We start from the raw sequence: 11759 nt of genomic DNA, 5'->3' as shown, positions 1-11759 counted from the left end.
AAAGCCTCTTTATTGTTTGTGTGATTTCCCCAGAGCCTTGGCCACCAGTTGTTCGTAGAGTTCGGCGTAGGGTTCGACGGCCTTGCACCAGTTGAACGGGGCCGCCATGGCCCGGCAACGCATGGCATGCAGCAGGTCGGGAAAAGCAAATACCTTGAAGGCGCGGCTCAGGGCTTCCTGATAGCTCTCCACGGTCGATTCATCGAACAGGAAGCCGGTCACGCCGTTTTCAATGGTGTCGGCCAGGCCGCCGGTATTACGCGCCACCGGTAACGACCCGAAACGCTGGGCGTACATCTGGCTCAAGCCGCAAGGCTCGTAACGCGAAGGCATCAGCAGGAAGTCGCTGCCGGCAAACATGCGCCGGGCGTCGGTTTCGTTGAAGCCGATGCGCACGCCGATTTGCCCGGGAAAGCGCAAGGCCAGTTCGCGCATGGCTTGCTCTTCTTCCGGTTCGCCACGGCCGATGATCGCAATCTGGCCACCGGACTTGACGATGTATTCGGAGACCGCTTCGGTCAGGTCCAGGCCTTTCTGGTAGACCAGTCGCGAGACCACGGCGAACAGCGGGCCTTCAGAGTCTTCCAGGCCAAACAGTTGGCGCACGTGGGCGGCGTTGACCGCCTTGCCTTCCCAGTCGCCAATGCTGAACGGGCGGAACAGGTGAGTGTCGGTCGCCGCGTCCCAGCTCTCATCGATGCCGTTGGGAATGCCGCTGAGCAGGCCTTGCTGGGTCTTGGCGGCAAGGAATCCGTCGAGACCGCAGCCGAAGGCCGGGGTGGTGATTTCCTGGGCGTAGGTCGCGCTGACCGTGGTGATGTGGCTCGAATAGGCCATGCCGGCCTTGAGGAACGACATCTTGCCGTAGAACTCCATGCCTTCCTGTTGCAGCGCATGGAGGGGAATACCCAGTTCCGGGCAGGAGCCGAGGCTGGTCACGCCCTGATACGCCAGATTGTGGATGGTGAACAGGGTCGGGGTGCGTTGTCCGCGCCAGTGCATATAAGCGGGCGCCAGGCCGGCCGGCCAGTCGTGGGCGTGCACCAGGTCCGGGCACCAGTGGATTTGTGCCAGGTTGGCAGCGATATCGGCAGCCGCCAGGCCCAGGCGGGCGAAGCGAATGTGGTTGTCCGGCCAGTCGCGACCGTTGTTGGCGCCATAGGGCGAACCTTCACGCTCGTACAACTCGGGGCAGATCAAAACATAAATGACCAGGCCGTCGGGCATGTCCATGCGCCCGATCTTGCAAGGTGGCAGGGCGGCATGGCCCCCGAGCTCACCGATGATATGAATCGGATTCTCACTGTGCAGCACCTGCGGGTAACCGGGAATCAGCACCCGCACATCGTGCAGATGCGACATCGCCCGTGGCAGTGCCGCCGACACGTCGCCCAGGCCCCCGGTTTTCACCAGATCGGCGATCTCGGAGGTCACAAACAATACTTTTTTCTTGTTCGGGTTCTGACTGGCAACCGGTGTCAGCGTCTTGGTGACGGGAACACTGATCGATTGGGCACTGTGGGCGCTCACGGCGCTCGATTCGCCGACCTGTTGACGAGCACGCTCTCCCTGAATATCCAAAGCCGCACTGATCATATGCATCTCCCGTGTTGTTGATCTAATTCTTAGGTCTGGCAAACGGTATTTCGTGGCCAATTCCTGTGGCCGGGCGCAAACGCGCTCCACATCGTTGAGCAAGTGCTGCCCAAATGCGCAGAAGCAGAATGGGTGAATGGGCCGTTGCAAAGATTGCACCAGTCGTAACGCACCTACCTTTCAGTCGACCGATCACGGCAGGCAAAAGTTTCGACTTTTTTTCCACTTTGTGACCGACCGGTTTTCCCCCGCGAACGTGAGTCTAGGCCAGAACTTAGAGCGGTAAAGCTCAGATGGCAAAATTGTTCGACAATCGGTTTAACGAGGTACGGATGTGCCGGATTGGAGGGCAAACGCACCGACGAAGTGCAGTTTTTTTGATGAAAATGGCTGAAAACGAAGCACAAATGTCACATCAGTGTGCGTGGGTGAACAGTTGGTTTGCACCATTGCGGTGCAGAATCGGACAGTGTGGTGTTTGATCTGGCTTCTTTGCGAGCAAGCTCGCTTCCGCAGAGATTTGCGGTGTTCACAAAACCTGTGGAAGCGGGCTGGCCCGAGATAGGGAGGCAGTGCTCCGGATTGACGAGGCTGTTGGGGCGCTATTGCGGGTAAGCCACGCTCACACATTCAGTTCATCAAGCGAATGGACGCACCAGCGGCCCAGGCCTGAATGTCTTCGATCATCTGCGAAAAGAACAGCTGGTAATTCTGTTGGCTGACATACCCGACATGGGGCGTGGCCAAAACATTGTCCAGGGTTCTGAAGGGATGAAGCGGTGGCAGCGGCTCGACGTCGAACACATCCAGTGCCGCGCCTGCCAGCTGACGTTTCTGCAGCGCCTTGATCAAGGCCGCCTCGTCGACGATGGGCCCGCGCGCCGTGTTGACCAGCAGCGCCGAGGGTTTCATCCAGCCCAGCGCCTCGGCGTTCACCAGGCCTCGGGAGCGATCGCTGAGTACCAGATGCACCGACAACACATCGGCCTGCTCGAACAGTTCCTGCTTGCTGACATAACTCACGCCAACTTGTGCCGCCCGTTCAGCGGTGAGGTTCTCACTCCAAGCGATGACGCGCATGCCGAATACCTGGCCAAATTGCGCAACCCGTTGGCCGATGCTGCCCAAACCGAGGATCCCCAGGGTCTTGCCGTGCAGGTCGCCGCCCAGCCCTTGCTGCCATTGGCCGGCGCGCAAGGCATTGGCTTCGGCCACGAGATTGCGGGTGGCGGCCATGATCAGCGCCCAGGTCAGTTCCGGGGCGGCGTGTTTGTAGCTGTCGGTGCCACATACCTGAATACCCAGCGCGGCGGCTGCCTTCAAATCGAGCGCGGCGTTGCGCATACCACCGGTGACCAGCAACTTGAGTTTCGGCAACTGGCGCAGCAGGGCCTCATCGAAGCGCGTGCGCTCACGCATCACGCAAATCACGTCAAACTCGCTCAGGCGACCCGCCAGGGTGGCATTGTCGGCGGGGTATTCATGAATAAAGCTGACCTGGCCGATGCTTTCCAGCACCGACCAATCGACCACGTTGCGGGCCACGTCCTGCCAATCGTCAATTACCGCAATCTGCACCGCCATCAGCCTTACCTCATCAATGCACGGGGTTGGTTTTGCTCAGCCAGGCGAGCAATGCCTGGTGGAATTTTTCCGGCTCTTCCATCTGCGGCGCGTGGCCCAGGCCTGGGAACTCGATCAATGTCGAATGGGCAATCCGCTGTGCCACTTGTTTGCCGAGCACGTCGTAATGGCCGATTTTAGCCTTGACCTCGGGTGGCGCGATGTCGCTGCCGATGGCGGTCGTGTCGGACGTGCCGATCAGCAGCAGGGTGGGCATCTTCAGGTTCTGGAATTCGTAGTACACCGGTTGGCTGAAGATCATGTCGTAGATCAAGGCCGAATTCCACGCGACCTGCGTATGCCCCGGGCCTTTGTTCAGGCCGGCCAGCATGTCCACCCAGCGGTCGAACTCGGGCTTCCAGCGCCCGGCGTAATAGGTGTTGCGTTCATAGGTGCGGATACCGTCGGCGCTGAGCTTGAGTTCGCGCTCGTACCACTGGTCAACGGAGCGCCATGGAACGCCCAGGGCTTTCCAGTCTTCCAGGCCAATAGGGTTGACCAGTGCCAGTTGTTCGACCTGTTCGGGGTATTGCAGCGCGTAGCGGGTAGCGAGCATGCCGCCGGTCGAGTGGCCCAGGAGGCTGGCCTTCTGGATGCCAAGGGCCTTGAGCAATTGCTGGGTGTTACTGGCCAGTTGCTGGAAACTGTACTGATAGTGCTCGGGCTTGCTGGAGGTACAGAAACCGATCTGGTCGGGGGCAATGACCCGATAACCAGCGTCGCTCAGGGCTTTGATCGAAGTGTTCCAGGTCGCACCGCAGAAATTCTTGCCGTGCATCAGCACGACACTGCGGCCATTGGCCTTGCCATGGGCGGCGACGTCCATGTAGCCCATTTGCAGGGTTTGGCCCTGGGACTCGAAGGCGAAGTGTTTGACCGTGTAGGGGTACTCGAAACCTTGCAGCTCAGGGCCATAGGCCGGGCTCTCGGCATGAGCGATGACCGGCAGCGCAGCGGTCAGCAGCAAACCGGGCAACCAGCGGGAGAGGGTGGGTGACATGGGATACTCCACGGGAAATCCGCCGATGCTGAATCGGCTTGATTAGGGCGACATTAAACAGGCAATCGTCGCGGCGGTTGGTTCAACCCATCCAGCCCAGGGTGATCAGCGCCAGCACCCCATAACGGGCGCCTTTGGCCAGCGTCACGATCAGCAGGAAACGCCCCAGTGGCTCACGCATGACGCCGGCCACCAGGGTCAGCGGGTCGCCGATCACCGGCAGCCAGCTCAGCAGCAGCGACCAATGACCGTAACGCTGGTAACGATGACGGGCGCGTTCCAGGTGCCGGGGGCTGACCGGAAACCAGCGCCGGTCACGGAAGCGCTCGATGGCCCGTCCCAGCCACCAGTTCAGCAGGGAGCCGAGGACATTGCCCAGGGTCGCCACCGCCAGTAGCAACCACAGCCAATACCGATCGCTGAGCAACAGCCCCACCAGGACCGCTTCGGATTGCAGGGGTAACAGCGTTGCGGCACCGAAAGCTGCCAGGAACAGCCCGAGGTAAGCGCCGAACATCAATGGGCCGGGTAGTCCGCCACCACCACATCGGTGCCGTCCTTTTTCAGGCCGATCACTTGATAGGCATCGCTCATGCCATCCATCTCCATGCCCGGCGAGCCCATGGGCATGCCGGGCGCGGCAACGCCCAGCAGATCGTCACGCTTGCTCAGGGCCAATATCTGGTCGGCCGGCACGTGGCCTTCGACGAATTTGCCATTGATCAAGCCCGTATGGCACGACGCCAGGCGCGGTGGCACGCCGTGCTGTTGCTTGAACTCGCTCATGTTGGCTTCGACATGGTCCTCAACCTTGAAGCCGTTGGCTTGCAGATGGCTGATCCATTTTTTGCAGCAACCGCAGTTGGCGTCGCGATGCACCTCGATCGGAATCAGCTCGGTGGCCTGGGCCAGGGATGAAATCAACAGGGCGCTCAGAGCGGCCAAACGCAGATGGGTTTGCATGTGGGGAGGGTCTCGTGGTGCGGGCAAAGGAAGGCATTCTGACCAAAATTTCCTGCCCGACATTCAAGGATTGTTTCTAATTAATACAAAGTCGCTTGGCCCCCATCTTCGCAGATCCAGGCTGACATCCCGATGAGACGCACATTACAAAGCTGTCAGGTACGTCCTGGGTTGCGGGTACGCCAACTCATAAAAAACAAACTAACCAAGACGTACAAAAATTTGAATGACTTATTTTGTTCATATGTAGGAAGTTTCTGTAAGGCAACAAAACAAGCTGTGTGGGGATTTGTATCTGAATTGTACTGGAATTGTAAAAAGCTCGAATCAGTTGTTGATTGTACCTGTGCCGCAGCCGATATTCGCGCCCACTTAACTGGGTTGAACAAGGAGTTTTTATGGTTGCCTCACGAGGACTTCCATCATGACCATCGGTTACACAGGCACCTGGGCCCCCAAGGCAGGATTGTTGGTGCGAGATACCAACAGTCGATCAAAACCCATCGCGCAAAGCGACAAGGTCCGCCAGATGTTGAATCTGGTGGGCAACAATCCGGTGGCGCTGGACACCGCGAAGATGGATCAAATGAAACTGCGTAAGCAACTAACGGGGTTTGACCCGGCGAATGTGTCCGTCAAGTCGCTCGGCAATCTCAGTTCTTTCTTGCGCGAGCGTGGCTTGATCAGCGACGTGACGGCACTGACACTGACGAATGCGGGGGACAAGTTCGATCGTTTCGGTATTGCGACGGATCCGGAAGCCAAGTTCAATGCGCTGGAATACTTTGCCCTTCAACTGGATAACATTCAGACCAATAACGTGAAGGGCAACAAGTACGCCAATTTCTTGATTCCCGAGTTTAAAAAAGCCATCTACGTATTGCAGAACCTGAAAACTTACGGCGAGAGCGGCGGGCCGGCGGTACGTCCCGGCAAGAACGTCGAAGCGAAAGCCTGATACAACTAGTGCTGGCCCGTTCAGGCGATCGAACGGGCCAGGCCATTGTTTGTCCTGATCAAGACTCCACTAAGAATAAGGTTTGTCAGTTCGCTGATTGAATGTTCGGCTGTCTGATGAACAACGGACGTTATCGATGCTGGTAGTAACCCGGTCCGCCATGGTCGTTGTAGTAATGGTCATGGTGCCAGCCACCGCGGGGGAACACGATGCAGCCACTCAGGGACAAGAGAGCCAGCAGGGGAATCAACAGCGTGATTCGACGCAACATTTGTAAATCCTCATGGTTATCGCCGCGATGAAGCTAAAACTCTTCATCGGCTGTAACATGAGACCCCGTTCGCCGCCTCTCATCCCCGAAAATCGGTAGGGACTTGGCATGCGATCGGATACAAAGCGGATACATTCTTCAGGTTCAGGCTTACATTCAGGAAATGGCAATGACCCAGTCGCAACGTTTGAAATACTCGATTCTGATCTCCCTGGTGGTACTGGGAATCATGTTTGGCCTTTCGTATCTGCAGAACGTTGGGGTCATCAGCGAAAAGCTGTTCCAGTACATCGCCATTGGCGTGGCGGTGATCGTGGTAGTCATCAATGGGGTGATGCGTCGCAAGGTCAAGCCCTGAGCAAACGGCTCAGGGTTTGTTCAAGCCTGATGCAGGACAGCGGCGGCCTTCGGGTGCAGGCTGTAGCTTTTGTCCGGATTGAGGACTAGCACGCCTTCACTGCACAGGCGTTTGAGCACTTCGCGCACACTCAGGAAGGACAGCGGTATATCCAGCTCCAGCAATTGAGTGTGCACGCCACGCACGCCCAGGCTGCGGTCGTGTTTGGCGGCCGTCAGCAAGGCGTCGATGACTTTCAGGCGGATCAGGCTGGTGCGCAGGCCGAAACTCTTGAGCAGCACCCGAATCCGCTCATTGCCATGGCGCTCGGCAGGCGGGTCGAAGGCATCGCTTCCGAGGGCGTTGCCGATTGACGCATTGCTACCGTCCGTTGGCAGTTGCGAGTTGTACATGGCAAAACTCCCGTTGCGAGCCTCATCAGGAAAAAAGTTGTGCGCTCGTACCTGACTGGACGTATGAGCCACGCAAATCATGAAGCCTCAAATGTAGAAATTTCGTCGTCATTGCGTCAGCAACCTGTGAGCCCCACAGCATCTCCTGCCAGCGCACGCAATTTTGTCGTTTGCTTCGTCCCTGAATGGGTGCGCCGTGCGTGACCAAGATTCAGACAATCCAGCAGGATCAAACGGCATTGAATCGGGCCATCATTACTGGGGAAAACCGATGCGCAGCCCTCGAAGCTGCGCATGTTCGTGTCGGTCAGGCTTGTGAGGTCGATGTGTCAGGCAACGGGTCCAGCTGTCGGCCCATCTCGCAAATCAGGAATGCGATCGAATCGGCATTGCGCAAGATGATGTCAATCCTCTTGTCCGGGTTGTGCGGGTCAAGAAAGGCTTCGCGTGCCGCTTCTATTGTCTGGGTGCCGGCGATTTTGAGGATGGCCTTGCCCACGTGATTCAAGCCGGGAACTTCATCCAGGTCGTCCCATGCCTGATCGTCGTTATTCCAGCGGGCGAACAGTTCTTCCCGGGGCGTCCCGAGCGATAGCGCTTCTCGCTGAAAAACCTCCTGTATCTGCTTGATCGCACGTCCATATTGGGTAATGGGCGACACCAGGTCGCTGAACGGCCGTCTCGCCTCCAGCGTCGCAATATCCAGGGCGCTTGCAAACAAATGCGCGAACTCATGGATCAGTGTGGCGGCCTGACTGTGTTCGTCGACATTGAAGGGCTCGGTCAAACAGGACTTGTACCAGTCCAGTTGCTGATCGAAGAATCTTTCAGTGAAATGCACGTTTTTCCGCGCATCCTGCTCCACGACGAAAGCGATCAGGTTGGCGTGTTGGTACTTGTTCGAGCCTACGATAAAACGTTCGCTGTTCAGCAAATCTTCTTCGGGATCCACCAGCGCCGTGCAAATGGGGACGATGCTCTGTTTGATTTTGTCGAGCAGACCGTGATCGACGCTGCGAACATCAAAGAAATGTTTGAGGAACGTATCCAGTCGAGTGCCGGGGATCAAGCGCCTGAGGTGCGCCAGGTTATGCAGGCTGTTGAAGGCGTAATAGCGTGCCATATCGATGGCCTGCACGATCATCCGGGCCTTTTCGGGATGGTGGGTACGTATGTCTTCCATGCCCCGCGCTTCGATGTTCAATAACCGACTGTCCTCGGCGGCACTGTTGAGGCGCTGTTCAAGTTGGCTTTTAAGCGTGTCGAGGCTGTCGAACTTCCTGATGCCATCGTACGGGTTGTACAGAATCAAACCGTTGTCATCCGGCGTCAGGCTCAAGACAAAACTGCCGACCAGGGGCGTGTACCCGGACCCCTCCGCGTGGACCAGGATGCTGTGCGCGAGCATGGGCGGCGTTTGTTGACTGCGCTGTGCCTGGCTGGCCAGTTCCACGTGGCCGAGCCATTCGAATTCCTTGCGTGAAAGTCGGTGGATTTTGCCAAGGTCGTTCCAGAGTCCAGGGGACTGCAGGGCCTCGGGGAAAAAAAGCGGAGTGGGGGAAGTTGGCATCGTCGAGTCTCATGCGCGGCGCCGATGAGTGCGCCTGTTGATAGAGTCTCAAGCCTAAAAACGTTGAACGGACAAAGGTGGTAGATAGTTACTGCCTGCCGGACTTGAGTTTGTGACAACTCGATAACGCCCCTTTAATGCATCGGCCCCATCTAAAAGTTGACAGGTTGCTCGCCCCGAGTTGTTAATCGGAGGTCTACCTACGCTGTTGCCCCCTCCAATAATTAGTCTGGAGCTTCAGATGTCTGCGCCACACGATCAAGTGTCTACTGTTGTCTCGCAAAACCTGTCCTTCGACGAACTGACAGCCTTGCTTGAGAAGATATTCCAGCGTCATGGCACCTCGGCCGAAGTTGCCCGGGTGCTTGCTGCAAACTGCGCCGGCGCCGAACGCGACGGGGCGCACAGTCACGGGGTGTTCCGGATTCCGGGATACGTCTCGACACTGCAAAGCGGTTGGGTCAACGGTCAGGCCGTTCCGGTGGTCGAGGATGTGGCTTCGGGGTTTGTCCGGGTCGACGCCGGCAACGGGTTTGCGCAACCGGCCCTCGCCGCCGCACGGGCCTTGCTGGTGGAAAAGGCCCGCAGTGCCGGCATCGCGGTCCTGGCGATCCGCAATTCCCATCATTTCGCGGCTCTGTGGCCGGACGTCGAGCCGTTTGCCTATGAAGGGCTGGTGGCGCTCAGCGTGGTCAACAGCATGACTTGCGTGGTGCCGCATGGTGCCGACCGGCCGCTGTTTGGTACCAATCCGATTGCCTTCGCCGCGCCGCGGGCCGACGGTGATCCGATTGTCTTTGACTTGGCGACCAGCGCCATTGCCCATGGCGACGTGCAGATTGCCGCGCGCAAGGGTGAGCGTTTGCCTCCCGGCATGGGCGTGGACAGTCTCGGTCAGCCGACCCAGGACCCGAAAGCGATCCTGGAAGGTGGGGCATTGTTACCGTTCGGCGGGCACAAGGGCTCGGCGCTGTCGATGATGGTGGAGTTGCTGGCGGCGGCGTTGACCGGAGGCAATTTCTCCTTCGAGTTCGACTGGAAAAACCATCCCGGCGCCAAGACCCCATGGACCGGGCAGTTACTGATCGTGATCGATCCATCCAAGGCCGCGGGGCAGAGCTTCGCCGAGCGCAGCCAGGAGCTGGTACGGCAGATGCACGGTGTGGGTCTGAAGCGCTTGCCGGGTGATCGGCGTCATCATCAACGCGCGAAATCCGCAACAGCGGGCATTGCCCTGGACGACCAGACGTTGGCGAATTTGCGGGAGTTGGCTGGAATTTGATGAACGTGTGAACACCACCACACCTGTGGGAGCAAGCTCCCACAGGGCGTTGGATTTACGTGTGTTCAGCGGCGTGCCAGCAACAACCCGACCACCAGGCCAAATCCGGCAGAAACCGCAACGGTTTGCCATGGATGGCCGCCGATGTAGGTCTCGGTGGCGTCGACCGCAGGTTTCGCCCGATCACGCACGCTGGTCACTGAATCCCGGGCCTGCTGGAGTTTCTGGGCAATCTGCCCGCGGAGCGTCTCGGCTTCCTCACCGACCAGTGAGGCGCTGCTTTTGAGCAATTTTTCCGATTCTTCGATCAGGGCTGAAAGTTCGCTGAATGCTTGATCCTTGATTTGATCTTCGGCGGCTTGTGCGGCGGTTTTCCGGGCCATTGAAAGACTCCTTGCAGGTAAGTGGACAGTGAACAATGGAGTGCGCCGCGATTGAAAAAGTTGCAGCGATTTTTCGCTCAGATTCAATCCGGAAGAAAATCCAGCGCAGGACGTTTCGTCCTACAGTGTAAGATGTTGCCTATTTTACGCAGCAGGAAATTCCCATGAGCTTCAATCTGGCCGACAAACCCCTTGCCGAGCGCGCTGCGCTTGAAGATGAGAAATCCCGTCTGTTCGAACTCTGGCAAACCAACCTGGGCAAAGCCAAGGGCGAGGCCGCACGGTTGTTTGGCGAACGTGCCAAGCGCAAAGGCAAATGGGCCGAGTGGGTCCGTGCCGAGCTGGACGGCATGTCGCCGCCGGAGTTTTCGAACATGGTGCGCAGCGAAGTCAATCGCCTGATGGCAGCCAACAAGTAACGCTTAGGCAAAACTGGCTACGATCGCTTCACGTACTTTCAACACCACCGGATCGAGCCGGGTGCTGGTACGCCAGCCCAGCTCGATCGGGTAACGGGGCAATATCAAAGGGCAGGGCAGCAGCGCCAACCCGGTTAGCGCCGCAATGCTTCGCGCGGCGTGGGCCGGAATGGTCGCCACCGCCTGACTGCCCTTGAGCAGGTGCGGCAACGCCGCAAAATGCGTGGTCGAGGCGCAGACCCGCCGGCTCAAGCCGACCGCCGCCAAGCCTTCGTCGGTGATCCCGATAAATCCACCCGATGACACCAGGATGTGTTCGCGGGCTACAAACGCCTCAAGACTGATGTGCTGCTGTCCCTCGGCCAGGCTGAGCGGATCAACCAGACACGCGTAATGTCCCTCGCCCAGCACTTGGCGACTGAGCAGACGTTCGGCAAAACCGCCGGCGGTAATCGCCAGGTCGATGCTGCGTTCCATCAAGGCTTGCGCGACAATCTGGCTGTGGGTCTGGCGAAAGATCAGGCGTAATTTTGGCGCGCGGCGAGCAATTTCTTCGATCAAGCGGCGACCGTAGGCAATCTCGAAATCGTCGGACATGCCCACCGTCACCGAGCGACCGTCGTAATGGTTGGCGGTGGGGTCAAGCATCGCCAGGCTTTGTCGGCATTTGTTGAGCGCATCGCTGACCACCGGCTTCAACTGATTGGCCGCCAGCGTAGGGGCAAGGCCGCGGCCGGTGCGCACGAACAACTGATCGCCATACACCTCGCGCAACCGCCGCAATGCGGCGCTGACTGCCGATTGCGTCACGCCCAGGCGCAGGGCGGCGCGGCTGGCGCTGGCCTCCTCGTGCAGGGCTTCGAAGACTTTGAGTAAGTTGAGATCGATGTCGATGATATTCATCTGGTTCATATCATTTAGCAGTAAGTGGGGCTTTATTCATG

13 protein-coding genes and 1 pseudogene are annotated in these 11759 nt (G+C 58.4%); 4 read left to right on the top strand and 10 right to left on the bottom strand.

Features of this window, described 5'->3' with window-relative positions; all coding sequences use genetic code 11:
• Nucleotides 1-9: 9 nt before the first annotated feature.
• The 5 genes from glgA to F7R06_RS06740 all read right to left on the bottom strand — a co-directional run bounded on the left by glgA (nucleotide 10) and on the right by F7R06_RS06740 (nucleotide 5182).
• Entirely contained in the window at nucleotides 10-1596 is a 1587-nt protein-coding gene (glgA, locus tag F7R06_RS06760) for a glycogen synthase GlgA (RefSeq protein ID WP_090321100.1), read from the bottom strand.
• A gap of 630 nt (nucleotides 1597-2226) precedes the next feature.
• Nucleotides 2227-3180: a D-2-hydroxyacid dehydrogenase family protein gene (locus tag F7R06_RS06755; protein WP_090321104.1), complete on the bottom strand. Its 954-nt coding sequence runs from the start codon at nucleotides 3178-3180 to the stop codon at nucleotides 2227-2229.
• 13 nt (nucleotides 3181-3193) lie between these two features.
• Nucleotides 3194-4219, bottom strand: a complete 1026-nt coding sequence (locus F7R06_RS06750) for an alpha/beta fold hydrolase (protein WP_090321107.1) — start codon at nucleotides 4217-4219, stop codon at nucleotides 3194-3196.
• An 82-nt stretch (nucleotides 4220-4301) separates the two neighbouring features.
• A complete protein-coding gene (locus F7R06_RS06745; RefSeq protein WP_090321110.1) occupies nucleotides 4302-4736 on the bottom strand; it encodes a YqaA family protein in 435 nt (144 codons plus the stop codon).
• The gene (locus tag F7R06_RS06740; RefSeq protein WP_090321113.1) at nucleotides 4736-5182 is read right to left on the bottom strand and encodes a DUF411 domain-containing protein; all 447 of its coding nucleotides are present in this window, start codon (nucleotides 5180-5182) and stop codon (nucleotides 4736-4738) included. The genes F7R06_RS06745 and F7R06_RS06740 overlap by 1 nt, the downstream gene beginning before the upstream one ends.
• Before the next feature lie 424 nt (nucleotides 5183-5606).
• On the opposite strand from F7R06_RS06740, the gene F7R06_RS06735 reads away from it, so the two are divergent.
• The gene (locus F7R06_RS06735) at nucleotides 5607-6140 is read left to right on the top strand and encodes a hypothetical protein (RefSeq protein ID WP_090321115.1); all 534 of its coding nucleotides are present in this window, start codon (nucleotides 5607-5609) and stop codon (nucleotides 6138-6140) included.
• Nucleotides 6141-6270: 130 nt separating this feature from the next.
• On the opposite strand, the gene F7R06_RS30715 is transcribed toward F7R06_RS06735, so the two are convergent.
• Entirely contained in the window at nucleotides 6271-6411 is a 141-nt protein-coding gene (locus tag F7R06_RS30715; RefSeq protein ID WP_162842372.1) for a hypothetical protein, read from the bottom strand.
• A gap of 169 nt (nucleotides 6412-6580) precedes the next feature.
• Between F7R06_RS30715 and F7R06_RS06730 the strand changes: the two genes are divergently transcribed.
• Nucleotides 6581-6769 (top strand): hypothetical protein, encoded by a 189-nt coding sequence (locus F7R06_RS06730; protein ID WP_090321117.1) that lies wholly within the window; start codon nucleotides 6581-6583, stop codon nucleotides 6767-6769.
• Nucleotides 6770-6789: 20 nt separating this feature from the next.
• Here F7R06_RS06730 and F7R06_RS06725 read toward each other — a convergent pair whose 3' ends face one another.
• Nucleotides 6790-7161 (bottom strand): fe2+ zn2+ uptake regulation protein, encoded by a 372-nt coding sequence (locus F7R06_RS06725; RefSeq protein ID WP_090321120.1) that lies wholly within the window; start codon nucleotides 7159-7161, stop codon nucleotides 6790-6792.
• 307 nt (nucleotides 7162-7468) lie between these two features.
• Nucleotides 7469-8368 (bottom strand): annotated as a pseudogene (locus tag F7R06_RS06720) (hypothetical protein); the annotation flags it as partial.
• Nucleotides 8369-8972: 604 nt separating this feature from the next.
• Here F7R06_RS06720 and F7R06_RS06715 point away from each other — a divergent pair.
• Nucleotides 8973-10013, top strand: a complete 1041-nt coding sequence (locus F7R06_RS06715; protein ID WP_090321123.1) for an Ldh family oxidoreductase — start codon at nucleotides 8973-8975, stop codon at nucleotides 10011-10013.
• 65 nt (nucleotides 10014-10078) lie between these two features.
• Here the strand turns inward: F7R06_RS06715 and F7R06_RS06710 are convergent, their stop codons facing one another.
• On the bottom strand, nucleotides 10079-10396 hold the full coding sequence (locus tag F7R06_RS06710; protein WP_090321126.1) for an ElaB/YgaM/YqjD family protein: 318 nt from the start codon (nucleotides 10394-10396) through the stop codon (nucleotides 10079-10081).
• 164 nt (nucleotides 10397-10560) lie between these two features.
• On the opposite strand from F7R06_RS06710, the gene F7R06_RS06705 reads away from it, so the two are divergent.
• Complete coding sequence (locus tag F7R06_RS06705) at nucleotides 10561-10815, top strand: hypothetical protein (protein ID WP_047528516.1); 255 nt, start codon at nucleotides 10561-10563, stop codon at nucleotides 10813-10815.
• A 3-nt stretch (nucleotides 10816-10818) separates the two neighbouring features.
• Here F7R06_RS06705 and F7R06_RS06700 read toward each other — a convergent pair whose 3' ends face one another.
• The gene (locus F7R06_RS06700; RefSeq protein WP_090321129.1) at nucleotides 10819-11727 is read right to left on the bottom strand and encodes a LysR family transcriptional regulator; all 909 of its coding nucleotides are present in this window, start codon (nucleotides 11725-11727) and stop codon (nucleotides 10819-10821) included.
• Between the last annotated feature and the right edge of the window lie 32 nt (nucleotides 11728-11759).

This window comes from Pseudomonas moorei (assembly GCF_008801475.1).
GTDB lineage: Bacteria > Pseudomonadota > Gammaproteobacteria > Pseudomonadales > Pseudomonadaceae > Aquipseudomonas > Aquipseudomonas moorei.
Note: the sequence above shows the minus strand (reverse complement) of the source record. Positions and strands in the feature narration are given on the sequence as shown.

Excerpts from the sequence above, each read along its gene's own strand:
- F7R06_RS06700 (WP_090321129.1), bottom strand. The coding sequence starts at position 11,727 with ATGAACCAGATGAATATCATCGACATCGATCTCAACTTACTCAAAGTC.
- F7R06_RS30715 (WP_162842372.1), bottom strand. The coding sequence starts at position 6,411 with ATGTTGCGTCGAATCACGCTGTTGATTCCCCTGCTGGCTCTCTTGTCC.
- F7R06_RS06745 (WP_090321110.1), bottom strand. The coding sequence starts at position 4,736 with ATGTTCGGCGCTTACCTCGGGCTGTTCCTGGCAGCTTTCGGTGCCGCA.
- F7R06_RS06725 (WP_090321120.1), bottom strand. The coding sequence starts at position 7,161 with ATGTACAACTCGCAACTGCCAACGGACGGTAGCAATGCGTCAATCGGC.
- F7R06_RS06705 (WP_047528516.1), top strand. The coding sequence starts at position 10,561 with ATGAGCTTCAATCTGGCCGACAAACCCCTTGCCGAGCGCGCTGCGCTT.
- F7R06_RS06715 (WP_090321123.1), top strand. The coding sequence starts at position 8,973 with ATGTCTGCGCCACACGATCAAGTGTCTACTGTTGTCTCGCAAAACCTG.
- F7R06_RS06740 (WP_090321113.1), bottom strand. The coding sequence starts at position 5,182 with ATGCAAACCCATCTGCGTTTGGCCGCTCTGAGCGCCCTGTTGATTTCA.
- F7R06_RS06750 (WP_090321107.1), bottom strand. The coding sequence starts at position 4,219 with ATGTCACCCACCCTCTCCCGCTGGTTGCCCGGTTTGCTGCTGACCGCT.
- F7R06_RS06730 (WP_090321117.1), top strand. The coding sequence starts at position 6,581 with ATGACCCAGTCGCAACGTTTGAAATACTCGATTCTGATCTCCCTGGTG.
- glgA (WP_090321100.1), bottom strand. The coding sequence starts at position 1,596 with ATGATCAGTGCGGCTTTGGATATTCAGGGAGAGCGTGCTCGTCAACAG.
- F7R06_RS06735 (WP_090321115.1), top strand. The coding sequence starts at position 5,607 with ATGACCATCGGTTACACAGGCACCTGGGCCCCCAAGGCAGGATTGTTG.
- F7R06_RS06755 (WP_090321104.1), bottom strand. The coding sequence starts at position 3,180 with ATGGCGGTGCAGATTGCGGTAATTGACGATTGGCAGGACGTGGCCCGC.
- F7R06_RS06710 (WP_090321126.1), bottom strand. The coding sequence starts at position 10,396 with ATGGCCCGGAAAACCGCCGCACAAGCCGCCGAAGATCAAATCAAGGAT.